21 protein-coding genes and 1 pseudogene are annotated in these 23,926 nt (G+C 72.3%); 15 read left to right on the forward strand and 7 right to left on the reverse strand.

Translation table 11 applies throughout. The annotated features are described in order from the left end of the window. Positions 1–6 precede the first annotated feature (6 nt). The 12 genes from pruA to cimA all read left to right on the forward strand — a co-directional run bounded on the left by pruA (position 7) and on the right by cimA (position 13,420). Positions 7–1,638, forward strand: coding sequence for an L-glutamate gamma-semialdehyde dehydrogenase (pruA, locus tag ACWDD7_RS35315; protein WP_450460408.1), 1,632 nt, complete (start codon positions 7–9; stop codon positions 1,636–1,638). Positions 1,639–2,034: 396 nt separating this feature from the next. After that, positions 2,035–2,307, forward strand: a complete 273-nt coding sequence (locus ACWDD7_RS35320; RefSeq protein ID WP_450460424.1) for a hypothetical protein — start codon at positions 2,035–2,037, stop codon at positions 2,305–2,307. A gap of 277 nt (positions 2,308–2,584) precedes the next feature. After that, positions 2,585–2,716: a hypothetical protein gene (locus ACWDD7_RS35325; protein WP_351877258.1), complete on the forward strand. Its 132-nt coding sequence runs from the start codon at positions 2,585–2,587 to the stop codon at positions 2,714–2,716. Positions 2,717–2,805: 89 nt separating this feature from the next. Then, complete coding sequence (locus ACWDD7_RS35330) at positions 2,806–3,849, forward strand: 3-isopropylmalate dehydrogenase (protein ID WP_351877257.1); 1,044 nt, start codon at positions 2,806–2,808, stop codon at positions 3,847–3,849. A 265-nt stretch (positions 3,850–4,114) separates the two neighbouring features. Further along, positions 4,115–5,203 (forward strand): branched-chain amino acid aminotransferase, encoded by a 1,089-nt coding sequence (locus ACWDD7_RS35335; protein WP_450460409.1) that lies wholly within the window; start codon positions 4,115–4,117, stop codon positions 5,201–5,203. A 183-nt stretch (positions 5,204–5,386) separates the two neighbouring features. Further along, positions 5,387–6,091: an urease subunit gamma gene (gene ureA, locus ACWDD7_RS35340; protein WP_351877255.1), complete on the forward strand. Its 705-nt coding sequence runs from the start codon at positions 5,387–5,389 to the stop codon at positions 6,089–6,091. Beyond that, entirely contained in the window at positions 6,088–7,830 is a 1,743-nt protein-coding gene (locus ACWDD7_RS35345; RefSeq protein WP_450460410.1) for an urease subunit alpha, read from the forward strand. The genes ureA and ACWDD7_RS35345 overlap by 4 nt, the downstream gene beginning before the upstream one ends. A 32-nt stretch (positions 7,831–7,862) precedes the next feature. Beyond that, positions 7,863–8,912, forward strand: a complete 1,050-nt coding sequence (locus tag ACWDD7_RS35350) for an agmatine deiminase family protein (RefSeq protein WP_450460411.1) — start codon at positions 7,863–7,865, stop codon at positions 8,910–8,912. A 136-nt stretch (positions 8,913–9,048) separates the two neighbouring features. Further along, complete coding sequence (locus ACWDD7_RS35355) at positions 9,049–9,543, forward strand: hypothetical protein (protein WP_450460413.1); 495 nt, start codon at positions 9,049–9,051, stop codon at positions 9,541–9,543. Further along, a complete protein-coding gene (locus ACWDD7_RS35360) occupies positions 9,540–10,148 on the forward strand; it encodes a TetR/AcrR family transcriptional regulator (RefSeq protein WP_392214483.1) in 609 nt (202 codons plus the stop codon). The genes ACWDD7_RS35355 and ACWDD7_RS35360 overlap by 4 nt, the downstream gene beginning before the upstream one ends. A gap of 38 nt (positions 10,149–10,186) precedes the next feature. Next, entirely contained in the window at positions 10,187–11,524 is a 1,338-nt protein-coding gene (locus ACWDD7_RS35365) for an MFS transporter (RefSeq protein ID WP_450460414.1), read from the forward strand. 285 nt (positions 11,525–11,809) lie between these two features. Then, on the forward strand, positions 11,810–13,420 hold the full coding sequence (gene cimA / locus ACWDD7_RS35370; protein WP_450460415.1) for a citramalate synthase: 1,611 nt from the start codon (positions 11,810–11,812) through the stop codon (positions 13,418–13,420). A 42-nt stretch (positions 13,421–13,462) separates the two neighbouring features. On the opposite strand, the gene ACWDD7_RS35375 is transcribed toward cimA, so the two are convergent. The 3 genes and pseudogenes from ACWDD7_RS35375 to ACWDD7_RS35385 all read right to left on the reverse strand — a co-directional run. After that, on the reverse strand, positions 13,463–14,065 hold the full coding sequence (locus tag ACWDD7_RS35375; RefSeq protein ID WP_450460416.1) for a GPP34 family phosphoprotein: 603 nt from the start codon (positions 14,063–14,065) through the stop codon (positions 13,463–13,465). A 31-nt stretch (positions 14,066–14,096) separates the two neighbouring features. Further along, complete coding sequence (locus ACWDD7_RS35380) at positions 14,097–14,387, reverse strand: muconolactone Delta-isomerase family protein (RefSeq protein ID WP_351877247.1); 291 nt, start codon at positions 14,385–14,387, stop codon at positions 14,097–14,099. A 114-nt stretch (positions 14,388–14,501) separates the two neighbouring features. Next, positions 14,502–14,729, reverse strand: a pseudogene (locus ACWDD7_RS35385) (ricin-type beta-trefoil lectin domain protein); the annotation flags it as partial. A gap of 136 nt (positions 14,730–14,865) precedes the next feature. Here ACWDD7_RS35385 and ACWDD7_RS35390 point away from each other — a divergent pair. Together ACWDD7_RS35390 and ACWDD7_RS35395 are read left to right on the forward strand one after the other, a co-directional pair. After that, positions 14,866–17,886: a glycoside hydrolase family 3 protein gene (locus ACWDD7_RS35390; RefSeq protein ID WP_450460417.1), complete on the forward strand. Its 3,021-nt coding sequence runs from the start codon at positions 14,866–14,868 to the stop codon at positions 17,884–17,886. 51 nt (positions 17,887–17,937) lie between these two features. Further along, positions 17,938–19,290 carry a hypothetical protein gene (locus ACWDD7_RS35395; RefSeq protein ID WP_450460418.1) on the forward strand — a complete coding sequence of 451 codons (1,353 nt, stop codon included), beginning with the start codon at positions 17,938–17,940 and terminating at the stop codon, positions 19,288–19,290. Positions 19,291–20,032: 742 nt separating this feature from the next. Here ACWDD7_RS35395 and ACWDD7_RS35400 read toward each other — a convergent pair. The 4 genes from ACWDD7_RS35400 to ACWDD7_RS35415 all read right to left on the reverse strand — a co-directional run bounded on the left by ACWDD7_RS35400 (position 20,033) and on the right by ACWDD7_RS35415 (position 23,308). Then, the gene (locus ACWDD7_RS35400) at positions 20,033–20,953 is read right to left on the reverse strand and encodes an RNA polymerase sigma-70 factor (RefSeq protein ID WP_351877259.1); all 921 of its coding nucleotides are present in this window, start codon (positions 20,951–20,953) and stop codon (positions 20,033–20,035) included. 20 nt (positions 20,954–20,973) lie between these two features. After that, positions 20,974–21,927 carry an NAD-dependent epimerase/dehydratase family protein gene (locus tag ACWDD7_RS35405; protein ID WP_450460419.1) on the reverse strand — a complete coding sequence of 318 codons (954 nt, stop codon included), beginning with the start codon at positions 21,925–21,927 and terminating at the stop codon, positions 20,974–20,976. A 124-nt stretch (positions 21,928–22,051) separates the two neighbouring features. Next, positions 22,052–22,492 carry a MarR family winged helix-turn-helix transcriptional regulator gene (locus ACWDD7_RS35410; RefSeq protein ID WP_450460420.1) on the reverse strand — a complete coding sequence of 147 codons (441 nt, stop codon included), beginning with the start codon at positions 22,490–22,492 and terminating at the stop codon, positions 22,052–22,054. A gap of 213 nt (positions 22,493–22,705) precedes the next feature. Then, positions 22,706–23,308, reverse strand: coding sequence for a YceI family protein (locus ACWDD7_RS35415; protein ID WP_450460421.1), 603 nt, complete (start codon positions 23,306–23,308; stop codon positions 22,706–22,708). A gap of 412 nt (positions 23,309–23,720) precedes the next feature. Between ACWDD7_RS35415 and ACWDD7_RS35420 the strand changes: the two genes are divergently transcribed. Then, on the forward strand, positions 23,721–23,926 hold a 206-nt coding region (locus tag ACWDD7_RS35420), incomplete at its 3' end, for a carboxyl transferase domain-containing protein (protein ID WP_450460422.1).

A 23,926-nucleotide genomic window follows, 5' to 3' on the forward strand; every position in this document is an offset into this window, starting at 1 on the left:
GATCTCATGGACGCTGTGACCCAGGTCCCCACCCCCGTCAACGAGCCGGTGCACGGCTACGCCCCCGGCTCGCCCGAGCGTGCCCGCCTGGAGGCCAAGCTCAAGGAGCTGGCCGAGAACCCGGTCGAGCTGCCGATGACCATCGGCGGCGAGAAGCGGCTGGGCGGCGGCGAGCCGTTCCAGGTCGTGCAGCCGCACAACCACAAGGCCGTCCTCGGCACCGGCCGCCACGCCACCCAGCAGGACGCCCAGGACGCCATCGACGCGGCCCTGGCCGCCGCCCCGGCCTGGCGCGCGATGTCCTTCGACGACCGCGCCGCGATCATCCTGCGCGCCGCCGAGCTGCTGGCCGGCCCGTGGCGCGAGACGATCGCCGCCTCCACCATGCTCGGCCAGTCCAAGACGGCCCAGCAGGCGGAGATCGACAGCCCGTGTGAGCTGGTCGACTTCTGGCGCTTCAACGTGCACTACGCCCGCCAGATCCTCGCCGAGCAGCCCCCGGCGAACTCCCCGGGCGTGTGGAACCGGCTGGACCACCGCCCGCTGGAGGGCTTCGTCTACGCGATCACGCCGTTCAACTTCTCGGCGATCGCGGCGAACCTGCCCACCGCCCCGGCCCTGATGGGCAACGTGGTGGTCTGGAAGCCGTCCCCGACCCAGACGCACGCCGCCGTGCTGCTCATGCGGCTGCTGGAGGAGGCCGGTCTGCCCAAGGGCGTCATCAACCTCGTCACCGGCGACGGCATCGAGGTCTCCAAGGTCGCCCTGGAGCACCGCGACCTCGCGGGCATCCACTTCACCGGCTCGACCAAGACCTTCCAGTACCTGTGGAAGACGGTCGGCAACAACATCGAGAAGTACCGCTCCTACCCGCGTCTGGTCGGCGAGACCGGCGGCAAGGACTTCGTCGTCGCCCACCCGAGCGCCGACCGCGCCGTGCTGAAGACCGCCCTGACCCGCGGTGCCTTCGAGTACCAGGGCCAGAAGTGCAGCGCCACCTCCCGCGCCTACATCCCGGCCTCCATCTGGAACTCGGGCTTCAAGGAGGAGTTCGCGGCCGAGGTCGACTACCTCACCATGGGTGACGTGACGGACCTGTCGAACTTCATCGGCGCCGTCATCGACGAGCGTTCCTTCGCCAAGAACAAGGCCGCGATCGACCGCGCCCAGGCCGACCCGACCTGCACGATCGTCGCGGGCGGCACGTACGACGACTCGGTCGGCTACTTCGTCCGCCCGACCGTCATCGAGTGCTCCGACCCGGCGAACGAGGTCTTCACGACCGAGTACTTCGGCCCGATCCTCGCCGTGTACGTCTACGAGGACGACAAGTACGACGAGATGCTGACCCAGATGGAGTCGGTCTCGGACTACGCGCTCACCGGCTCGGTCATCTCCAACGACCGTGCCGCGGCGGCCTACACGATGGAGAAGCTCCGCTTCGCCGCGGGCAACTTCTACATCAACGACAAGTCGACCGGCGCCGTGGTCGGCCAGCAGCCCTTCGGCGGCGGCCGCGCCTCCGGCACCAACGACAAGGCCGGTGCCCCCCAGAACCTCCTGCGCTGGACGCTGACCCGCGCCATCAAGGAGGCCCTGGTCGCCCCGACCGACTACACGTACCCGCACATGGGCTGACCTCCGCCCTGACCCGAGCCACGGGCCGGGAAGCCTGACCCCCGAACAGGCTTCCCGGCCCGTTTCCACTTCCCCGGCGGCGTCGCCCCCTCTCGTCCGCCGTCAGTGCCCCGCCGCGCAGATGCGGCACGGCGAAGTCGTACAACTCCTCCTGCGCGTCGGGGGTGTTGTACGGGCTGATGACGCCGACCCGCACCACCCGGACCCGTTTGCGCAACGAGCCGACAGCGGCCCCGAGTTGCTCGCCTGGCCGCTTCGGCGCCCGGCCCACCCCCGCCGGTGAGCGCGCCGCCGCCCGGCACCCCGGTATCGAGGTGAAGGTCACCGCCGTACGGGAGTTGGGGGCCGCCGTCGGCCGGGCTGGTCGGCGGGGTCCTGCCGGAGGAGCCGTACTCCCTGGTCCACTCGGCGGGGCACCCGGACCCGCGCGCCCTGCCGCTCGTGGGCCGGGCCGAGAACTCCGGTTCGGACACCCGGGATCGGTGGGCCGCCCAGGGCCGGCTCCCGGCGGCCGCCGTCAGCGCCGAGGACGACGGCGCGGTGCCGTCCATGGTGGCCGGCGGGCTCGGCATGGCCGTCATACCCGCACCTCACCGGGGCGCCGCGGCCGTACCGCGGCGTCGGCTGCGTCACGACACCGGAACCGGCCCGGTGCCGTGGGCGCCCTGATCCGGACCCTGCGCTCACTCGAACGCGCGTAAGTGCAGCTCAGAGGCGTGTTCGGGGGTTCGCCGTCTCAGATAGTAGGAAGTCCGAGTAATTGTGCAGACAGACGCGGGCGGCTCCCTTAGCTTGGAAGGAGCCGAACGTCTCGCTCGATCCAGCGAATGGCGGCCGTGAGCCGGGCCCCGTGCAGGCAACCCCTGCGGCCGGCGCTCCCCGCCCCCGGCGTCTCGAACACCCCCCTCATCGCCGTACTCCCTTCATGTCCGAGGAGTCGATTTCCATGGCCGAGACGACCGTCCGCCGCCGCGTCCGCCGCGTGCCCAGCACCAGCGAGTCCGACCGCAAGAACGCCGCCGCAGCCCTCCAGCGCGCCCTCGACCGCCGGGACAACGGCGGACAGACCGGCCACTGAGCCGTCCGCCGAGCCGCCCGCACCGACACGGGTCGTCCGGATTCTGGACGGCCCGTGTCATCACCTGGGACGAGGAGTAGGGTGCCCGCATGTCTCGCAGCATCAATCTCGCAGTGATCCCCGGTGACGGCATCGGCCAGGAGGTCGTGGCCGAGGGTCTGAAGGTCCTCTCGGCTGTCCTTCCGCAGGATGTGAAGCTGGAGACCCAGGAGTACGACTTCGGCGCCAAGCGCTACCACGCCACCGGTGAGACCCTCACCGACGCGGACCTCGCGCAGCTGAAGCGGCACGACGCCATCCTGCTCGGCGCCATCGGCGACCCGTCGGTGCCCTCCGGCGTCCTGGAGCGCGGCTTCCTGCTCAAGCTCCGCTTCGCCTTCGACCACCACGTCAACCTCCGGCCCAGCAAGCTTCTTCCGGGCGTGGCCACCCCGCTCGCCGGGCAGCCGGAGATCGACTTCGTCGTCGTCCGCGAGGGCACGGAAGGCCCGTACACCGGCAACGGCGGCACCATCCGCAAGGGCACCGCGCACGAGGTCGCCACCGAGGTGTCCGTCAACACGGCGTACGGCGTCGAGCGCGTCGTCCGTGACGCCTTCGCCCGCGCCCAGGCCCGGCCGCGCAAGAAGCTGACGCTGGTTCACAAGAACAACGTGCTGACCTTCGCCGGCCACCTGTGGACCGACATCTTCAACAAGGTCGCCCAGGAGTTCCCCGAGGTCAGCACCGACTATCTGCACGTCGACGCGGCGACCATCTTCCTGGTCACCCAGCCCGAGCGCTTCGACGTGATCGTCACCGACAACCTCTTCGGCGACATCATCACCGACCTCGCCGCGGCCGTCTCCGGCGGCATCGGCGTGGCCGCCTCCGGCAACATCAACCCCGGCCGCGAGTTCCCGTCCATGTTCGAGCCGGTGCACGGCTCGGCCCCGGACATCGCCGGGCAGGGCAAGGCCGACCCCACGGCCACGGTCCTCTCCGTCGCCCTGCTGCTGCGTCACCTCGGTTACGACGCCGAGGCCGACCGGATCGACGCGGCGGTCACCGCCGACCTCACCGAGCGCGCGGACAAGCCCGCCCGGAGCACCTCCGAGATCGGCGACGCGCTCGCCTCCCGAGTAGCCGGCTGACCCGGCGCTCCATCCGAAAGAAGCCGCCGGGTCGCAGGACCGCCCGGCGGCTTCCGCATGTCTCCGCCGGGTGAAAACATCGCCCCGGGCCGCCACCACGACCCCTGGGCCGTCGCCACCCGATTCCGTCCGCCGGGGCCCGCGCGCGATAATCGAACGCGGAGCCGCGGTATGAGGGAAAGCTCGGACGACCGAGCACCGGCCGCCAGCCGGTGTCAGGCGTGAGCGCGGCCCGTCACAAACAACCGGTGAAGGACAATCACTCATGACGACGCCCACGATCGAGCTCAAGCCCTCCGCCAGTCCCCTCGCCGCCGCCGAACGCGAGGCGATCCTGGCCAATCCCGGGTTCGGCCGCCACTTCACCGACCACATGGTGACGATCCGGTGGACCGAGGGCCGCGGCTGGCACGACGCCCAGCTCGTGCCGTACGGCCCGATCTCCCTCGACCCCTCCACCCATGTGCTGCACTACGGCCAGGAGATCTTCGAGGGGCTGAAGGCGTACCGCCAGCCCGACGGCTCGATCGCGCTGTTCCGCCCCGAGGCGAACGCCCGCCGCTTCCGCAACTCCGCCCGCCGCATGGCCATGGCCGAGCTGCCCGAGGACCTGTTCATCGCCGCCCTGGACGCGCTGCTCGTCCAGGACGCCGACTGGGTCCCGCCGCACGGCGGCGAGGCGGCCCTCTACCTGCGCCCCTTCATGATCGCCACCGAGGCCGCGCTCGGCGTGCACCCGGCCAACGAGTACATGTTCCTGCTGATCGCCTCCCCGTCCGGCGCCTACTTCTCCGGCGGCGTCCAGCCCGTCACCATCTGGGTCGCCGAGGACCACGTCCGCGCCGTCCCCGGCGGCACCGGCGACGCCAAGACCGGCGGCAACTACGCCGCCTCCCTGCTCCCGCAGGCCGAGGCCGCCGCGCACGGCTGCGACCAGGTCGTCTACCTCGACGCGGTCACCCGCACCAGGGTCGAGGAGAGCGGCAGCATGAACGTCGCCTTCGTCTACGGCGACCGGATCGTCACCCCCGCGCTGACCGGCTCCATCCTGGAGGGCATCACCCGCGACTCCCTCCTCCAGGTCGCCCGCGACCTCGGCTACCAGGCCGAGGAGGGCGTGATCACCCTGGAGCAGTGGCGCGCGGACGCCGCCTCCGGCGCCCTCACCGAGGTCTTCGCCTGCGGCACCGCGGCCGTCGTCACGCCGGTCGGCCACGTCAAGACCAAGAACGACGAGTGGACGCACGGCGACGGCACCCCCGGCGAGGTCACCATGCGCCTGCGCGAGGCCCTGCTGGGCGTCCAGCGGGGCATGAACGAGGACAAGCACGGCTGGATGCACAAGGTCGGCTGACCGCCCGGCGGCATCGCACAGGGCCGTCGCGGACTCCCGGGAGGAAGTCCGCGACGGCCCTCCGCTTTTTTGAGCGATGTTCGATCCCTCACGTCCCGAGGGGCTGACGAGACCTTCTCTTTCTTGAACTCCGCGTTTAGAGTGCTGCTCTAAAGTGCTGATCAGGTAAGGAGGTGTCGGGCCGTGCGACTGACCCCCACGGAACGTGACCGGCTGCTGCTCTTCGGCGCCGCCGAGCTGGCCCGGGCCCGCCGTGCCCGCGGTCTCAGACTGAACGTGCCGGAGGCGACCGCGCTCATCGCGGACACCGTCTGCGAGGCCGCCCGCGACGGCAGGCGGCTCGCGGAGGCGATCGAGGCCGCCCGCGGTGTGCTCGGTCCCGAGGACGTGCTGCCGGGCGTCGCCGACGTGGTGACCGAGGTGATGGTCGAGGCCGTCTTCGACGACGGCTCCCGGCTCGCGGTGGTCGCCGACCCCATCGGCGGCGGACTGGGCGCGGACGCCCCGGGCGCGCTGCTGCCCGGCCCCGGGCACGCCGACCCCGAGCCGGTGCTCCGGCTCACCGTCACCAACACCGCGACCGTCCCGGTCTCCGTCACCTCCCACTTCCACTTCTTCGAGGCCAACCCGCGCCTCCGCTTCGACCGCGCGGCCGCCTACGGCATGCGGCTGGCCGTGCCCGCCGGCTCCTCCGTGCGCTTCGGGCCCGGGGACAGCGAGGAGGTCGGTCTGGTGCCGATCGGCGGCGAGCGTGTCGCCATCGGCTTCGCCGGGCTGGTGGACGGGCCGCTGGACGCGCCGGGCGCGCGGGAGGAGGCGCTGCGCAGGGCGGCGGCCTGCGGATATCTGGGGGTCGCGAGCGACGAGGAGAAGGGCCGGGACCGATGAGCCGTTCCAAGGGGCGCGAGGTCAGCCGGGCGATCCACGTCGACCCGCATGCCTACGCCGCCACCCACGGCCCCCGCGCGGGCGACCGCGTCCGCCTCGGCGACTCGGGCCTGACCATCCGCGTCGAGTCCGACGCCCAGCGGTACGGCGACGAGTTCCTCGCGGGTTTCGGCAAGACGGCCCGCGACGGACTGCACCTGAAGGCCGCCGGCGTGCGCGAGACCTGTGACGTGGTGATCAGCAACGTCGTCGTGATCGACGCGGTGCAGGGCATCCGCAAGGTCTCCATCGGCATCCGCGAGGGCCGTGTCAGCGCGATCGGCCGGGCGGGCAACCCGGACACCCTCGACGGGGTGGACGTCGTCGTCGGCACCGGCACCTCGATCGTCTCCGGCGAGGGTCTGATCGCCACCGCGGGCGCCGTCGACACCCACGTCCACCTGCTGTCGCCGCGCATCATGGAGGCCTCGCTCGCCTCCGGCGTGACCACGGTCATCGGGCAGGAGTTCGGCCCGGTGTGGGGCGTCGGCGTCAACTCACCCTGGGCGCTGCGCCACGCCTTCGCCGCCTTCGACGCCTGGCCGGTCAACATCGGCTTCCTGGGCCGGGGTTCGTCCTCGCACGCGGCACCGCTGATCGAGGCGCTGGCCGAGGGCGGCGCGAGCGGCTTCAAGGTGCACGAGGACATGGGCGCCCACACCCGCGCCCTGGACACCGCGCTGCGGGTCGCCGAGGAACACGACGTCCAAGTCGCCCTGCACAGCGACGGGTTGAACGAGTGCCTGTCGGTCGAGGACACCCTGAAGGTGCTGGAGGGGCGCACCATCCACGCCTTCCACATCGAGGGCTGCGGCGGCGGGCACGTCCCCAACGTGCTGAAGATGGCCGGCGTCCCGAACGTCATCGGCTCCTCCACCAACCCCACCCTGCCGTTCGGCCGGGACGCGGTCGCCGAGCACTACGGCATGATCGTCTCCGTCCACGACCTCAAGCCCGACCTGCCCGGCGACGCCGCCATGGCCCGCGACCGCATCCGGGCCGGCACCATGGGCGCCGAGGACGTGCTGCACGACCTGGGCGCGATCGGCATCACCTCCTCCGACGCCCAGGGCATGGGCCGGGCGGGGGAGACGGTACGGCGCACCTTCGCCATGGCCGGGAAGATGAAGGCAGAGCTGGGGCCTCTCCTTCCCCATGACGGGGAGGGCGGCGACGGCGAGGGCGACGACAACGCCCGGGTGCTGCGCTACCTGGCCAAGCTGACCATCAACCCCGCCATCGCGCACGGCCTTTCGCACGAGGTCGGCTCCATCGAGGTCGGCAAGCTCGCCGACATCGTGCTCTGGCGCCCGGAGTACTTCGGCGCCAAGCCGCAGCTCGTCCTCAAGTCCGGCTTCCCGGCGTACGGCGTCGTCGGCGACCCCAACGCGGCCACCGACACCTGCGAACCCCTCGTCCTCGGACCGCAGTTCGGGGCGTACGGCGCGACGGCGGCCGACCTCTCCGTCGCCTTCGTCGCGCGGGCGGCCGTGGACCAGGGCAACGACACCATGCCGACGCGCCGCCGCCGGGTCGCGGTGCGCGGCACCCGGGGCATCGGCCCCGCCGACCTGCGGCTGAACACCCGTACCGGAGCGGTCGACGTCGACCGGCGCACCGGCCTGGTCACCCTCGACGGCGACCCGCTGCGTTCGGCGCCCGCCGACTCGGTCTCCCTCAACCGCCTCTACTTCCTGTGACGTCGGCTATCCAAGGACAAGGACCCACGACGATGACCACCCCCGCCGCCGACGGCTTCCGCATGCCCGCCGAGTGGACCCCGCACGAGCGCACCTGGATGGCGTGGCCGGGCCCCAACCCCACCTTCGACGACGGCGACGGCCTCGCCGCCTCCCGGCGCGCCTGGGCCTCGGTCGCCCGCGCGATCCGCCGCTTCGAACCGGTCACGGTGGTCTGCGGCCCCGGCCGGTCGGCCGAGGCCCGAGCGCTGCTCGGCCCCGGGATCGACACCGTGGAGCGCGACCTGGACGACGCCTGGATGCGCGACATCGGCCCCACCTTCCTCACCGACGACCGGGGCGGACTCGCCGCCGTGGACTGGACGTTCAACGGCTGGGGCGCCCAGGACTGGGCCCGCTGGGAGCACGACGCGAAGATCGGCGCGTACGTGTCCGACCTCGCGGGCGCGAAGACGTACACCTCGCGGCTGGTCAACGAGGGCGGTGGGATCCATGTCGACGGCGAGGGCACCGTGCTGCTCACCGAGAGCGTGCAGCTCGGCCCCGAGCGCAACCCGCACTGGACGAAGGACCAGGTCGAGGCGGAGATCCACGCCCACCTCGGCACCAGCAAGGCGATCTGGCTGCCGCGCGGCCTGACGGCCGACTACCCGCCCTTCGGCTACGGCACCCTCGGTCACGTGGACATCGTCGCCGCCTTCGCCCGCCCCGGCGTCGTCGTCGCCCACTCCCAGCCGGACCCGGCCCACCCCGACCACGAGGTCACCCAGGAGGTCATCGGCCTGCTCCGGTCGGCGACCGACGCCCGCGGCCGTGCCCTGGAGGTCGTGGAGGTGCCCGCGCCGACCGTCCTGGAGGCCGACGGCCACTGGGCCGACTACTCCTACATCAACCACTACCTGTGCAACGACGGCGTCGTCCTGTGCGCCTTCGACGACCCCCGCGACGAGACCGCCGCCGGCATCTTCGCCCGCCTCTTCCCCGACCGCACCGTCACGCCGGTCGACGCCCGGCGGATCTTCGCGGCCGGCGGGGGCATCCACTGCATCACCCAGCAGCAGCCGAGGTCCCGCCGGGCCTGACCCCGACGAGTCCGCTTCGGGCCGGCGGTTCGGCCGGATGGCCGTCCGGGTGATCCGGACACGGGGACGGCCCCCGGTCGTCGGGCAATCGGCGGCCCGGCAGCCGTCCGGGTCCCGGGTCGGGTAGAACATACGGGTGAACGTCCTGGTCTGTGCGGGCTGCGGCCGTCGTCTCTGCGAGCCGGTCCGGCTGTTGCCCCAGTTGCCCGAGCGCCCCGAGCCCAGCGGCCGTAAGAACGCCGACGGGTCCCGGCAGGCGCCCTCCACCGTGCCGCGGGGGACCTGCGCGGTGGACCCCGAGCCGTCGGGAGCGCCGTTCGTGCCGCACCCGGACCCCGAGTGGGCCGGGGCCGCGGTGCCCGGCGTCGCCGTCGCGGACCCCGACGGGCCGGGGTTCCTGATGTCGGCCGGGCCCCGGGACACCCTGGTGGTCCACCCCGAGGACACCCGCGGCCACCTGGTGGGCGACGACGACTGCCAGGACTCCGGGTGCTGCGGGCCCACCGGCCAGGAAGGGCCCAACTTCCTGTGCCCCGGGTGCGGGGCGCCCGTGGCGACGCTGTTCGCCGAGTGCTACGGGCCGTACGAGACGCACTTCCTGCCCGACGCCGTACGGATGGTGCCCGCGTGAGCGAGGGTTCCGCGCCGCGCCGGCGCACCCCCGCCCCGCCCCGGGAGGACCTGCTCGCCGCGGCCATGGGCATGATCGCCGAGCGCGGCCTGGAGAAGCTCACGATGGCGGCGCTCGGCCGCGAGGTGGGGATGAGCAGCGGGCATCTCCTCTACTACTTCCGCTCCAAGGACGAGCTGCTGCTCCAGACCCTGGAGTGGAGCGAGGGCCGGCTCGGGGCCTCGCGCAGCCGGCTGCTCGCGGGGGCGGGATCGGCGCGGGAACGGCTCGCGGCGTACGTCGACCTGTACGTGCCCGAGGGCCACCGCGATCCGCACTGGACCCTGTGGCTGGAGGTCTGGAACCGCTCGCAGAACGCCGACGAGGACGCGCGCGCCCGCCAGGCCGCGATCGAGGGGGCCTGGCACCGGGACCTCGTCGCGCTGATCGCCGAGGGGATCTCGCGGGGTGAGTTCCGGGCGGTCGACGCGGACCGCTTCGCCACGAGGACGCGCGCGCTGCTCGACGGGTTCTCGATCCACGTCGCCATCGGGTTGCGAGGGGTCGACCGGGAGCAAGTGATGGCACATGTACGGGAGTTCATCGACGAGGGGCTGGCGGTGTAAAGGAATCGTCCGCTCCGGCACCGGGCAGGTAACCGGCCATGGGACTCCAACACTGGAAGAAGATCTGGGTCGGCTCGGCGGGGAACATGGTCGAGTGGTTCGACTGGTTCGTGTACGCCAGCTTCGCCACCTACTTCGCCGGGGCGTTCTTCCCCCGTGGGAACCCCACCGCGCAGTTGATGAACACCGCCGGGATCTTCGCGGTCGGGTTCTTCATGCGGCCCGTCGGCGGGTGGCTGCTGGGCCGGGTCGGTGACCGCCGGGGCCGCAAGGCGGCGCTGACGCTGACCGTCACGCTGATGTCGGCCTCGGCGGTGCTGATCGCCGTCGCGCCCACGTACGCGGTCGCGGGGTACGGCGGCGCCCTCGTGCTGCTCGTCGCCCGGCTGCTCCAGGGCCTGTCGGTGGGCGGCGAGTACGCGGCCAGCGCCACCTACCTCACCGAGGCCACCGACCCGAGGCGGCGCGGCTTCGCCTCCAGCTTCCAGTACGTGTCCATGACCGTCGGCCAGATCATCGGCCTCGGCCTCCAGATCGTCCTCCAGCGCACCATGTCCGACACGGCCCTGCACAGCTACGGCTGGCGCATCCCGTTCGCCGTCGGCGCCCTCGGCGCGGCCGTCGTCTTCTACCTGCGCCGGAACATGCTGGAGAGCGAGGTGTACGAGGAGGACGCCGCCCACGCCGCCCGCGCCGGGAACCCCGGGGCCGCCGAGGAGCGTGGCACCCTGCGCGCCCTGTGGCGGCACCGGCGCGAGGCGTTCCTCGTCATCGCGCTCACCATGGGCGGCACGGTGGCGTACTACACGTACACCACCTATCTGACCAAGTACCTCTCCAACTCGGCGGGCCTGTCCAAGGACACCGCCACCCTCGTCTCCTTCACCGCGCTGATCGTCTTCGCCGGGCTCCAGCCGCTCGCCGGTGCCCTGTCGGACCGGGTCGGCCGACGGCCGCTGCTGATCACCTTCGCCGTCGGCTCCACCGTCCTGACCGTGCCGATCATGAAGCTGCTGGGGCACGCCGGCGGCTACTGGCCCGCACTCGGCCTCTCCCTGCTCGCCCTGGTGATCGTCACCGGCTACACCTCGATCAACGCCTGTGTGAAGGCGGAGCTGTTCCCGACGAGTGTCCGCGCCTTGGGCGTCGCCCTGCCCTACGCCCTCGCCAACGCCCTCTTCGGCGGCACCGCCGAGTACATCGCCCTGTGGTTCAAGAACGCCGGGATCGAGTCCGGATTCTTCTGGTACGTGGCGGGCTGCGCTGCCGTGTCGCTCGTGGTGTACGTCACCATGCGGGAGACGAAGGACCTGGATCTGGCCGGAACACAGGCGCCGATCGGTGCGGGGGAGTCCAGTGTGACGACCGCATCCTGAGACGGACGGTGAGCCGGGGGCGTCGCTGTGCGAGACTTCCCCCGTGCTTACGTTCGCCACGATTATTGGCAGCAGGCGCGCCGGTCCGCAGTGACCATCTCGTACGAACAGGTGCGGGTGGCCACCGTCGTCCTCGACCCGCGCGCAGACCTCTCGCATCCGCGAGAGGTTTTTTCGTTTTACGGCCCACCTTCAGCCGTGAACCGAGCGCGGGGGAGTATTGGGGGGACGGTGGAGCCGGTCATTCCGGTAAGACCGAAGATCCACAACAGGAGTCCTGAGACCATGACCGAGACGGCAACCAGCGAGCTCGACGACTCGTTCCACGTCTTCGACACCACGCTGCGTGACGGCGCGCAGCGCGAGGGCATCAACCTCACCGTCGCGGACAAGCTCGCCATCGCCCGGCACCTGGACGACTTCGGCGTCGGCTTCATCGAGGGCGGCTGGCCCGGCGCCAACCCGCGCGACACCGAGTTCTTCGCCCGCGCCCAGAACGAGATCGACTTCCGGCACGCCCAGCTGGTCGCCTTCGGCGCCACCCGCCGCGCGGGCGCCAAGGCCGCGGACGACCCCCAGGTCAGGGCGCTGCTCCAGTCCGGCGCGCCGGTGATCACGCTGGTCGCCAAGTCGCACGACCGCCATGTCGAGATGGCCCTGCGCACCACGCTGGACGAGAACCTGGAGATGGTCCGCGACACCGTGTCGTACCTGCGTGAGCAGGGCCGCCGGGTCTTCGTGGACTGCGAGCACTTCTTCGACGGCTACCGCGCGAACCCCGAGTACGCCAAGGCCGTCGTACGCGCCGCCTCGGAGGCCGGCGCCGACGTGGTGGTGCTGTGCGACACCAACGGCGGCATGCTGCCCGCCCAGGTGCACGCGGTCGTCGCCACGGTGCTCGCCGACACCGGCGCCCGGCTCGGCATCCACGCCCAGGACGACACCGGGTGCGCGGTCGCCAACACGCTGGCCGCCGTCGACGGCGGCGCCACCCATGTGCAGTGCACGGCCAACGGGTACGGCGAGCGCGTCGGCAACGCCAACCTGTTCCCCGTCGTCGCCGCCCTGGAGCTGAAGTACGGCAGGAAGGTGCTGCCCGAGGGCCGGCTGCGCGAGATGACCCGGATCTCGCACGCCGTCGCCGAGGTCGTCAACCTCACGCCCTCCACCCACCAGCCGTACGTGGGCGTGTCCGCCTTCGCGCACAAGGCCGGGCTGCACGCCTCCGCGATCAAGGTCGACCCGGACCTGTACCAGCACATCGACCCGGCGCTGGTCGGCAACACCATGCGGATGCTGGTCTCCGACATGGCGGGCCGCGCCTCCGTCGAGCTCAAGGGCAAGGAACTCGGCGTCGACCTCGGCGGCGACCGCGAGCTGATCGGCCGGGTGGTGGCCCGCGTCAAGGAGCGCGAGCTCAAGGGCTACACCTACGAGGCCGCCGACGCCTCCTTCGAGCTGCTGCTGCGCGGCGAGGTCGAGGGCAGGGCGCTGAAGTACTTCGACGTGGAGTCCTGGCGGGCGATCGTCGAGGACCGTCCCGACGGCAGCCACGCCAACGAGGCCACGGTCAAGCTGTGGGCCAAGAGCGAGCGCATCGTCGCCACCGCGGAGGGCAACGGCCCGGTCAACGCCCTCGACCGCGCGCTGCGCGTCGCCCTGGAGAAGATCTACCCGCAGCTCGCGGGCCTGCAACTGGTCGACTACCGCGTCCGCATCCTGGAGGGCCGCCACGGCACGTCCTCCACCACCCGGGTCCTCATCTCCACCTCCGACGGCGCCGGCGAGTGGTCCACGGTGGGCGTCGCGGACAACGTCATCGCCGCGTCGTGGCAGGCGCTGGAGGACGCGTACACGTACGGCCTGCTGCGGGCGGGCGTGGAACCGGCCAAGTAGGAGTTCGACGGTACGGCGGTGCGGCGCCCGGCCCCACGACGCTCAGGGCGCCCGCCAGATGTTGTCGAAGGCGGCGTTCTCGATCCGCCGCCGTTCCCGCACGGCCGTCAGCTCGGTGACCGCGTCGCCGACGGCGGCCAGCACGGTGAGGACGGCGTCGTCGGCGTCCTCGTTGCCGTCCGCGCGGTCCTCACCGATGCCCAGTGGCACGGCGAGGGCGGTCAGCACGGGCTCGTGGGACCACCAGCGGTCGGCCGCGTGCCGCCGTGCGGGCGTGTCGGCCCTGGCCTCGTCCCCGCCGCGCCGGGGCAGCCAGTGCCGCCGCTTCCCGGTGAGCCGTCCCTCGGTGTCCAGCGCGTCGTGATAGGCCGCGGCGAGCCCGCGCCCCCGCCGCCACAGCCAGTCCCCGACCGTCTCGTACGGCTCCTGCCGGACGAGCGCGGCGTCCGCCTCGTCCAGCATCCGGTCACCGGTGGCCAGCACCGGACCCGGCACGATGCGCTCGCCGTCCAGGGTGAGCGCCCGTGTCCCGAGCAGGTCGACCAGCTCGGCCCCCGCGAGGGCCAGCGACAGGTCGCCCTGCTCCACGGGGCGCGCGCCGGGGACGTCCACGCTGACGAGGAACAGGTCCTGCGGTGTGGTCATGGGGGCTCCAGGTCGCCGGGGCGGCAGGGCGTCAGACGCGGCCCGGGTCGTTCGGATGGGGCTCCAGCGGGGTGACGGTGAGGCTCATCCAGGGCCGCAGCGGCAGCGTACCGAGCACCTTCTCATCCAGCTCGGCCTCGTCGGCGGCACGCCACACCCCGATGCTGCGCGTCTCGCCGACCGGGCGCCACAGCCGGACGAGGTGACCGGTGGCCGCCAGCTCCCGGGCGCGTACCGCCTCGGCGGCCCGCCGCTCGGCGACCTGCTCCTCGGTGGTGCCCTCGGGCACGGAGGTGGTGATCTCGACCAGGAACTCGCGCATGATCCCGCTCCCTCGGCGAGCGACGAACCGGTCGGGGACGAGCCGGCCGGGGGACGAACCGGCTGGGGGACGCCGGACCCCTTCATCGTCCCCCAGCCGACCCCGGGCCGCTCGTCACCGCAGCTGCCACTTCTGGTTGGCCGCTCCCGTGCAGGACCAGATCTGGGCACGGGCGCCGTTGGCCGAGGAGTCGTCGGTGACGTCCAGGCACTTGTCCGCGGCGAGGTTCACCACGTCATGGGTGGTGGCGTCGTACGACCACTGCTGGGCGCCGGTGCCGTTGCAGTCGTAGAGCTGTACGGCGGTGCCGTTCGCGCTCGACGCGCCGGCCACGTCCAGGCAATTCCTCTCGGGTCGACCAAGCGGGGGTGTGCGGGCGGGTTCAACCGACATGCGGTCTTGACGAGTTGGTGTGCCGTCAGTTAACTCACGCCGTGAGCTAAGCCATGAGTGAACCATGAGAGCCGAGGGAAGGTCCATGCCAAGGCCAAGAACCGCCCTGCTCGTCCCCGGGGTCCTGCTCGCCGCCCTGCTGCCCCTGTCCGCCGCGGCGCACGCCGCCGCCGATCCGCCACCGGTGCCCGTCGACCGCTTCGAGGGCGAGGTGCCCTTCGCGTCCCAGCCCGCCGACGGCATCTTCACCTGGGGCGGCGACAGCGACGACCCGCCCACGCTGCGCCTCGCCGACCGCGCCGACGCCCCCGAGGGCGCCAAGGTGCTCAGCGGCACCTACGACATCAGCGGCTACGGCGGATTCACCCATGACTTCGCCGCCGACCAGCCCGCCCACGACTGGTCGGCCCATCAGGGCATCCGCTTCTGGTGGGAGGGGCACGACAACGGCAAGAAGGTCGCCTTCGAGATCAAGGACGGCGGCGCGAACGGCGAGGCGTCCGAGCTGTGGACGGCCTCCTTCACCGACGACTTCACCGGCTGGAAGCAGATCGAGATCCCCTTCGGCGACTTCACGTACCGCACCGACTACCAGCCCGTCGGCGGCATCGACCACGTCCTGGGCCTCACCCGGATGTGGGGCTACTCCGTCACGCTCCCGGTCGGCCTCAAAGGCGAATTCGCCATGGACGACGTGGAGTTGTACGGCAAGGCCGACCAGGCGCTGCACGCCTCCGTCACCACCGACGCGCCCGTCTACCCGGTGACCGAGGGAGCCACCGCCAAGGTCCGGGTCACCCTGGCCACCACCGGCGAGCAGCCCGTGGACGAGCCGGTGACCGTCACCTACACCACCGCCGGCGGCACCGCCACCGCGGGCCGGGACTACACCCCGGTCTCCGGCACCCTCACCTTCCCGGCGGGCGCGCCGTCCGGCAGCACGCGGACCATCAGCGTGCCCACCCGCGTGGACAAGGCCGCCGAGTCCGCCGAGACCGTCCCGCTCAAGCTCACGGTCGACGGCGCCAAGGCTCCGGACCAGACCCCGCAGGTCGTCATCGACGCGCACGGACTGCCGTACCTGAACCCGAAGTTGCCGGTGAAGAAGCGGGTCGCCGACCTGCTGTCCCGGATGTCCCTCGCGGAGAAGGCCGGGCAGATGACCCAGGCCGAGCGCGCGGGCCTGGCCACGCCGGGCGACATCGCCTCGTACGACCTCGGCTCGCTGCTGTCCGGCGGCGGCTCCACGCCCACGCCCAACACACCCGAGGGCTGGGCGCGGATGATCGACGGCTTCCAGCTCCAGGCGCAGGCGACGAGGTTCCAGATCCCGCTGATCTACGGCGTGGACGCGGTGCACGGCCACAACAACCTCTACGGTGCCACGGTCATGCCGCACAACATCGGCATGGGTGCCACCAGGAACCCCGGCCTCGCGGAGCGGACCGCCGCCGTGACCGCGGCCGAGGTGCGCGCGACCGGCGTCCCCTGGGACTTCGCGCCCTGCCTGTGCGTGAGCCGCGACGAACGCTGGGGCCGCGCCTACGAGTCCTTCGGCGAGGACCCCGCCCTCGTGGAGTCCATGGAGACGGTGATCCAGGGCCTCCAAGGAAGCGCGGACGGCAGCGAGCTGAGCCGCGACGACAAGGTCCTCGCCACCGCCAAGCACTTCGTCGGCGACGGCGGCACCGCCTACGGCTCCTCCACCACCGGCACCTACACCATCGACCAGGGCGTCACCACCGTCACCCGGCAGCAGCTGGAGGACATCCACCTGGCGCCGTACAGGACCGCCGTGCGGCGCGGCATCGGCACGGTCATGCCGTCGTTCTCCTCGCTCGACATCACCGGCGACGGCAAGGGCGCGGTCAAGATGCACGCCCGCGGCGACATGATCAACGGCGAGCTGAAGGGCCGGATGGGCTTCGACGGCTTCGTCATCAGCGACTGGAACGCCATCGACCAGCTCCCCGGCGACTACGCCGACCACGTCAGCACGGCCGTGAACGCGGGCGTCGACATGATGATGGTGCCGTACACCTACAAGGACTTCAGCGGCACGCTCGTCGACGACGTGAAGGCGGGCCGGGTCAGCGAGGCGCGGATCGACGACGCAGTCTCCCGCATCCTCAAGGAGAAGTTCGAGCTGGGCCTGTTCGAGCATCCCTACGCCGACACCCGCGGCGCCGCGGCCATCGGCTCCCCGGCCCACCGCGCCGTCGCCCGCGAGGCGGCCGCCGAGTCCCAGGTGCTGCTGAAGAACAGCGGCGGGCTGCTGCCGCTGAAGAAGAGCGAGAAGGTGTACGTGGCCGGGTCCAACGCCGACGACATCGGCAACCAGACCGGCGGCTGGACCCTCACCTGGCAGGGCTCCTCGGGCGACACCGAGCCCGGCACCACCATCCTCCAGGGCATGCGCGAGGCGGGCGGCGACGTCACGTACTCCAAGGACGCCTCCGCGCCGACCGGCGGGTACGACGTCGGCGTGGTCGTCGTCGGCGAGACCCCGTACGCCGAGGGCGTCGGCGACGTCGGCAACGGGCACTCCCTGTCGCTGTCGGCGGCCGACCAGGCGGCCGTGGACAAGGTGTGCGGCGCGATGAAGTGCGTGGTGCTGATCGTCTCCGGCCGCCCCCAGCTCATCGGCGACCGGCTCGGTGAGATCGACTCCCTGGTGGCCTCCTGGCTGCCCGGCACCGAGGGCGAGGGCGTCGCCGACGTCCTCTACGGCGCCCGGCCCTTCACCGGGCAGCTCCCGGTCACCTGGCCGAAGTCCGAGGCCCAGCTCCCGATCAACGTGGGCGACGCGTCCTACGACCCCCAGTTCCCCTACGGGTGGGGCCTGACCACCCGCACCGCCGTCCCGCACGGCGGTGCGGACACCCTGAAGTCGCTGGCCGCGCGGGCGGCGACGGCCGAGCGGCGCGGGGATCGGCGGACCGGGCGGGACCTGGTCACGCAGGCCCGGCTGCTCGTCCAGCAGAAGGCGGGGGAGCGGATGACGGCGGCCGTCGCGAAGCCGTTCGCCGATGCCGACCATCTGCTGCTGACCGGCCACTACGGGAAGGCGGTGGAGAAGCTGGCGCAGGCGTACCGGGCGGCCTGACCGGACCGTCCTGAACCACCCCGTGAGGGAGGCTTCGGGTAGCGTCGAGACATGAAGGCCGTCCCGCGGACCCGAAGCCTCCCCGTCCTGCTGCCGGCCGTGCTCGTCCTGGTTCTGGCGACGTTGTTCGCCCCCCGGGCGAGCGCGGACACCGGCGTCTCCACGATCGCCCGCGCCCTGCGCTCCGGCCCGGTCTACGTCGACCCGGCCGCCGCCGGCCAGCTGTCGCGGGCGGACGCCGACGCGCTCGCGAAACGGATCAAGGACGCGGACAAACCACTGTTCATCGCCGTCCTCCCGGCGGGCTACCCCACCGCGAACCTCTTCCGCGACCTGCGCGCGGCCACCGGCATCACCGGCCTGTACGGCATCCGGCTCGGCGACCGCTTCGACGCCCGCGCCGACGCGTCCGTCATGTCGCCGACCGCCCGGCAGAACCTGGTCGGCAGCGTCCGCGGCGAGGACACCAGGACCCAGCTCACCGACTTCACCGACCGCGCCCTGGCCAACATGGGCGGCCACGCCCCGCGCAGCTGGCACGCCGCGGGCGGCGGGGGCGGGTCCGCCGCGGGTCTGATCGCGGTCGCCGCGGTGCTGTTGGCGGGCGGCGCGGGCGCGTACGCGCTGGTGCGGCGGGGCCGGCGACGGCGCGAGGAGGAGCAGCGGGCCGCGCTGGACCGGCTGCGGGTGGTGGTGGACGAGGACATCACCGCCTTCGGCGAGGAACTCGACCGGCTCGACTTCCACCCGGCGGAACCCGGCGCGGACGACGCGATGCGTGGCGACTACGAGCGCGCGCTGGACGCCTACGAGACGGCCAAGCAGCGGATGGCCGAGGCGGTCAGGCCGGAGGACGTCCGCCCGGTCACCGAGGCGCTGGAGGACGGCCGGTTCTCCCTCGCCCAGTTGGCGGCCCGGCGCGAGCGCCGCCCGCTGCCCGAGCGCCGTCCGCCGTGCTTCTTCGACCCCCGTCACGGCCCCTCGGTCACCGACGCCACCTGGACCCCGCCCGGCGGCGCCCCGCGCGAGGTGCCGGTCTGCGCCGCCGACGCCACCCGTCTCGCCGACGGCCGCGACCCCGCGGTCCGCGAGGTCGACACGGAGTACGGCCGCCGCCCCTACTGGGACGCCGGCCCCGCCTACGGCCCCTGGGCCGGCGGCTACTTCGGCGGCGGCATCCTTCCCGGCCTCCTCTTCGGCACCCTGCTGGGCAACATGATGTCCACCCCTTCCTACGCGGCCGACTACGGCGCCGGCTACGGCGACTTCGGCGGTACCGACTACCAGGGCGGCGACGTCTCCGGCACCGACTTCGACCCCGGCGACTTCGGCGGTGGATTCGGGGACGGCGGCGGCTTCGGCGGGGGAGACGGCGGCGACTTCGGCGGCGGCTTCGGCGACTGACCCACCCTTTCCGTCGGTCCCGCTGCGGGATCACTTCGGCCCAGGACGCGCTCGGTCCCGGCCTTTCAAAGGTCCTGGGCCCCGGCCGCGGTCCCTGGGCCGACCGGCCGTCGGGCCTCTCCGTCCCCGGCTCTCCGCTTCTCCGCTTCTCCGGCCTTCGGCCGCCGGGCCGCCGGGCGCCCCGGCCTCCGGCCCGGAGACCGGTCCCGGCCCTTGGGTCGCCCCGGCCTCGGGGCCGCTCTGATTCCGTGGGCCGCCCGCGGGTCAGGGGTGCTCCGATCCCTCGGGTCACCGTGCCGCCAGCCGGACCTCGGCTTCCCCGACCCTTGGGGCCGCGCCGGTTCTCGGCTCTCCGGGTCCTGGGGCGTTTCGGTCGTTGGTGTCGCTCCCTGTTCTCGGCCTTGCCGGTTCTCGGCTCTCCGGGGCTTGGGGTGCTTCGGTCGTCGGGGTCGCTCCGCGTCCTCGGCCTTGCCGGTTCTCGACTCCTCCCGGCCCTGGGCCGTCTCGGCCATCGGCGCCACCGGGTTCCTCGGGGCACCGGGCCCCAGGGGTCACCCCGCCCCCCCGGGCCACCGGGCGCGTGAAGCCACCCGGGCTCTCGGTTCTCCCGGCCCCGACGGTCTCCGGCCCCCCGCGCGCCGCACGCGCCTCCCGCCCGGCCCCCGCGCCGCAATCGCCTCCCGCCCCGCACGCCCCCGCCCCGCACTCGCCCCCGGGACACCCCACCCCGCCCCGCCCCGGTTCACCCCGGCCGCCGCGTCAGCCCCGCCTCTCGCAGGACCGCCCACGCGTCCGCCACCGGTCCCACATGCGCCAGCTTGTCGGGGTTGATGACGGTGCGGATGGTCTGGATCCGGCCGCCGAGGACGTCCAGGGTCCACGTGTTGACGACCCGGCCCTCCCGGTCCCGGAAGACCGCGCCCGGCTGGCCGTTCAGACGGCGTGGCTCCACGATGCCGCCGATCCGGGTGAACGGCGGCCGGAGCGCCGCGAGCAGCCGGGCCACCCGGTCGGCGCCCGAGACGCCCGCGCCCCAGCGGGGAGCCTTGCCGCCGCTGTCGCCGAGGACCCGGGCGTCGGCGGCGAGCAACTCCCGCAGCCCGTCCACATCGCCCTCGCGGAAGGCGTCGAAGAAGCGCCCGGCGAGTTCCTCGCGTTCGCGCAGGTCGGCCGTGAAGCGCGTGCGGCCCGCGTCCATGTGGCGGCGTGCCCGCAGCGCGAGCTGGCGGCACGCGGCCGGCGATCGCCCCACCGCCACCGCGACGTCCGCGAAGCCGAAACCGAACACCTCCCGCAGCACGAACACCGCACGCTCCAGAGGGCTGAGCCGCTCCAGCAACAGCAGGGCCGCCGTGGACACCGAGTCGGCCAGCTCGGCCGAGCGCTCCGGGTCCTCGTAGGGGTCGTCGAGCAGCGGCTCGGGGAACCACGGACCGACGTACGCCTCCCGCCGTACCCGCGCCGAACGCAGCACGTCGATCGAGACCCGGGTGACGACGGCGGAGAGGAACGCCTTGGCGGAGGCGGGGTTCGCCGCCGACCGCTGATAGCGCAGCCACGTCTCCTGCACCGCGTCCTCCGCCTCGCTCACACTGCCGAGGAGGCGGTAGGCGATCGAGAACAGCAGCGGCCGCAGCGCCTCGAACTCCTCCGTCCGCCGCACCCCGGGCCCGGTCGCCGTGGTCACGCCGGCTCCTTCCCGGCCAGCTCCTCGCGGAACCCCTGCCGCCAGGACGGGTAGCGCAGCTCCCAGCCCAGCTCCCGCTTGGCCTTCTCGTTGGAGAAGCCGCGGCCCTCGGTCATCATCACCACCGCCTGCTCCCCGGCCAGCAGCCGCGCCAGCCACTTCGGCACCCGCATCGGCGGCTTGGCCCCCGCGCACGCGGCCAGATGCGGCAGCCATTCGGCGGCCGGGGCCGGTTCGTCGTCCACGATGTTGAACACGCCCTTCGCCCGCTGCTCCACCGCCAGCACCGTGGCGCTCGCCGCGTCGTCCAGATGCACCCACGAGCTGTACCCGGTGGCGCGCCCCACCAGCGGGTACTGCCGCTTGCGCACGAGCACCACCTGGTCGTCGATCGCCCCGGGGCCGTAGAACGCGCCGTACCGCAGAGCCGCGCCGCCGTACCCGAGCACCGCCTCCTCGCCCCGGCGCAGCGCCAGCATCCCCACGTGCGCGGGTGTCCCCTCCAGCAGGTCCAGCGGATCGTCCTCGGTCTTCACCCAGCCGCCCGCACGGACGCCGTTCCAGCTCGCGTAGCTCTGCGTGACGATGTGCGGGACACCGGTCGCCTCGGCGGCGGCCACCAGGTGCTCCGTGCCCTCCGTGCGCAACCGGTTGGTGAGCGCGAACCACCGGTCCGGGTGCTTGAGGTCGGGCTTGCCGGCGTGCGCCATGGATATCGCCGTCATCTGGTGCACGATCGCGTCCGGCCGCGCCCCGCCCACCGCCTCCCCGACCGAGGCCGCGTCCAGGCCGTTCATCACCACCCCGTCGGCGCCCAGCCGTTGCAGCAGGCCCAGCTTGGCCGCGCTCGTCGTCGTCGCCGTGACCTGATGCCCCCGGGCCACCAGCTGGGGCACCAACCGCCGTCCCAGCACTCCGGTCCCGCCCGCCACGAAAACCCGCATGACCATCACCCTCTCCGCATCGCGGACACTGTCCGACGCTGTCGTCGCGACCTTGGGACGAGACGGGGCGGCCGGGTGTGACACGGGGACGGGTACGGCTTTTCGCGCCGGGCACGCGCCACTCCCGTGCTCAGCCCTGCGTGCCGGGTATCTCCATCGCGCCGACCCGCTCCAGCAGCGCCGCTGCCAGCGTCAGCACGCCCCGCTCCGTCGCGCCGAGCGTGCTCAGGGCCGCGGCGAGCCAGAGGTCCCGCTCGGCCGTGTCCCGCTCCAGCGCCCGCCGCCCCGGTTCGGTGAGCGTCAGCACGGACTGCCGGCGGTCGCCCGCGTCCGGCTCCCGGATGATCAGACCCTCCTCCTCAAGCTCCGCGAACACCCGCGTCAGCGACTGCGGCCGCTGCCGCTCCTCCGCCGCGATGCGCCCCGGCGTGGCCGAGCCGTGCGCGTGCAGATGGCCCAGTACCGCGAGCTGATTGGGGCTGAGGCCCCCCTCGCCGCGTTCCTGCCGCAGCCGCCGGTTGATCCGGACGACGGCACGGCGGAGAGCGGCGGCATCGGCGAGATGATCCATGCGCGGCATCGTACGCAGTCGCTTATCAAATGACCGACTCGCAGGCTCTGTTCTCGGACACCGGGGGAAAGACTGATACGCAACGCTTATGAAGGCACGGGAGGGGGGCGACATCCTGCTGCCCCCGTCCGCACGGCGGACGAGCGTGCCCGGCGACCCCTCGTCAAGGGGTGCCGGGCACGCTCGGAGTGGGCAGGCCGTGCCGCCGACGGGTCACGCGTTCTTGATCGCGGAGACGTCGAAGTTCAGCTTGATCTTGTCGGAGACGAGGACACCGCCCGTCTCCAGTGCGGCGTTCCAGGTCAGGCCCCACTCGGAGCGCAGCAGTTCGGCCTTGCCCTCAAAGCCGACGCGCTCGTTGCCGAACGGGTCCTTGGCGACGCCGTTGAACTCCAGGTCGATGGTGATCGGCCGGGTGACGCCGAGCAGGGAGAGGTCGCCGGTGATGCGGTAGTCCTCGCCGCCCAGGGACTCCGCCTTGGTGGAGCGGAAGGTCATGGTCGGGAACTCGTCGGTCTTGAAGAAGTCGGCCGACTTCAGGTGGCCGTCGCGGTCGGCGTTGCCGGTGTCGATGCTCTCCATCCGGATGTCGAGCGTGGCCGTGGACCTGGTCGGGTCCTGGCCGTCGAGGTGCAGGCTGCCGGTGAAGTCCTGGAAGCCGCCCCGCACGTTGGTGACCATCGCGTGGCGGGCCACGAACTCGATCGTGGTGTGCGCGGGATCGATCGTGTAGTCGCCGGTCAGCGCGGCCAGGCCGGGGCCGGCGGCCTGCGCGGGGGTGGCGGTCGCGTTGTCCTTGCGGCTGAAGAAGCCCATGACGTCCTCCCAGAAGTCAGTTGTTTAACGTTCAATGAACCCAACGACTCAGACGGTAGACCCATTCCGTTTAGATTTCAACATCATGCGCAGCGTGTCGTACCGGTGACGTGAAGTCACTATGCTCGCCCGGCGGCGGATGTGCACGACGGCTGCGCGTACCGTGGGGGCGGGCCCGCGGCGGAGGGCCGTCCGAGGGGCTGTGTCACTCCAGGGATGGCATGCGCGTCCCACTAATGTGGGGTCGATCCTCGGTGCCGCATTTGTGGATCCCCTACAACGCAAGCGGCCTCTGAGCAGTCGGAACGGCTGCACGCCGCCATGGTTCTGTTCACTGGTACCAGGAAAACGGGCCTGAGACTGTACGGAGTCGACGGCTCGCTTTCCTTGGGGTCCTTCGTAAGGTCGCTACATGACCGTTTTGGAAGAGACGACGGGTGAGCCGACCGGCGAGCCGACGGACGCGCGCGGACGGGTCGCCGAACTGCACGACATCCGTGCGCGGGCCGTGGACGGCCCCAGTGAGAAGGCGACCGCGGCGCAGCACGCCAAGGGCAAGCTGACGGCACGGGAGCGGATCGAGCTGCTCCTGGACCCGGGTTCCTTCCAGGAGGTCGA

The sequence above is a fragment of the Streptomyces sp. NPDC001056 genome (genome assembly GCF_053598955.1).

Coding starts and splice junctions, on each gene's coding strand:
- pruA (WP_450460408.1), top strand. CDS start 7: ATGGACGCTGTGACCCAGGTCCCCACCCCCGTCAACGAGCCGGTGCAC.
- ACWDD7_RS35390 (WP_450460417.1), top strand. CDS start 14,866: ATGCCAAGGCCAAGAACCGCCCTGCTCGTCCCCGGGGTCCTGCTCGCC.
- ACWDD7_RS35410 (WP_450460420.1), bottom strand. CDS start 22,492: ATGGATCATCTCGCCGATGCCGCCGCTCTCCGCCGTGCCGTCGTCCGG.
- ACWDD7_RS35330 (WP_351877257.1), top strand. CDS start 2,806: ATGTCTCGCAGCATCAATCTCGCAGTGATCCCCGGTGACGGCATCGGC.
- ACWDD7_RS35335 (WP_450460409.1), top strand. CDS start 4,115: ATGACGACGCCCACGATCGAGCTCAAGCCCTCCGCCAGTCCCCTCGCC.
- ACWDD7_RS35405 (WP_450460419.1), bottom strand. CDS start 21,927: ATGGTCATGCGGGTTTTCGTGGCGGGCGGGACCGGAGTGCTGGGACGG.
- ACWDD7_RS35365 (WP_450460414.1), top strand. CDS start 10,187: ATGGGACTCCAACACTGGAAGAAGATCTGGGTCGGCTCGGCGGGGAAC.
- ACWDD7_RS35380 (WP_351877247.1), bottom strand. CDS start 14,387: ATGCGCGAGTTCCTGGTCGAGATCACCACCTCCGTGCCCGAGGGCACC.
- ACWDD7_RS35350 (WP_450460411.1), top strand. CDS start 7,863: ATGACCACCCCCGCCGCCGACGGCTTCCGCATGCCCGCCGAGTGGACC.
- ACWDD7_RS35395 (WP_450460418.1), top strand. CDS start 17,938: ATGAAGGCCGTCCCGCGGACCCGAAGCCTCCCCGTCCTGCTGCCGGCC.
- ACWDD7_RS35325 (WP_351877258.1), top strand. CDS start 2,585: ATGGCCGAGACGACCGTCCGCCGCCGCGTCCGCCGCGTGCCCAGCACC.
- ACWDD7_RS35415 (WP_450460421.1), bottom strand. CDS start 23,308: ATGGGCTTCTTCAGCCGCAAGGACAACGCGACCGCCACCCCCGCGCAG.
- ACWDD7_RS35375 (WP_450460416.1), bottom strand. CDS start 14,065: ATGACCACACCGCAGGACCTGTTCCTCGTCAGCGTGGACGTCCCCGGC.
- ACWDD7_RS35345 (WP_450460410.1), top strand. CDS start 6,088: ATGAGCCGTTCCAAGGGGCGCGAGGTCAGCCGGGCGATCCACGTCGAC.
- cimA (WP_450460415.1), top strand. CDS start 11,810: ATGACCGAGACGGCAACCAGCGAGCTCGACGACTCGTTCCACGTCTTC.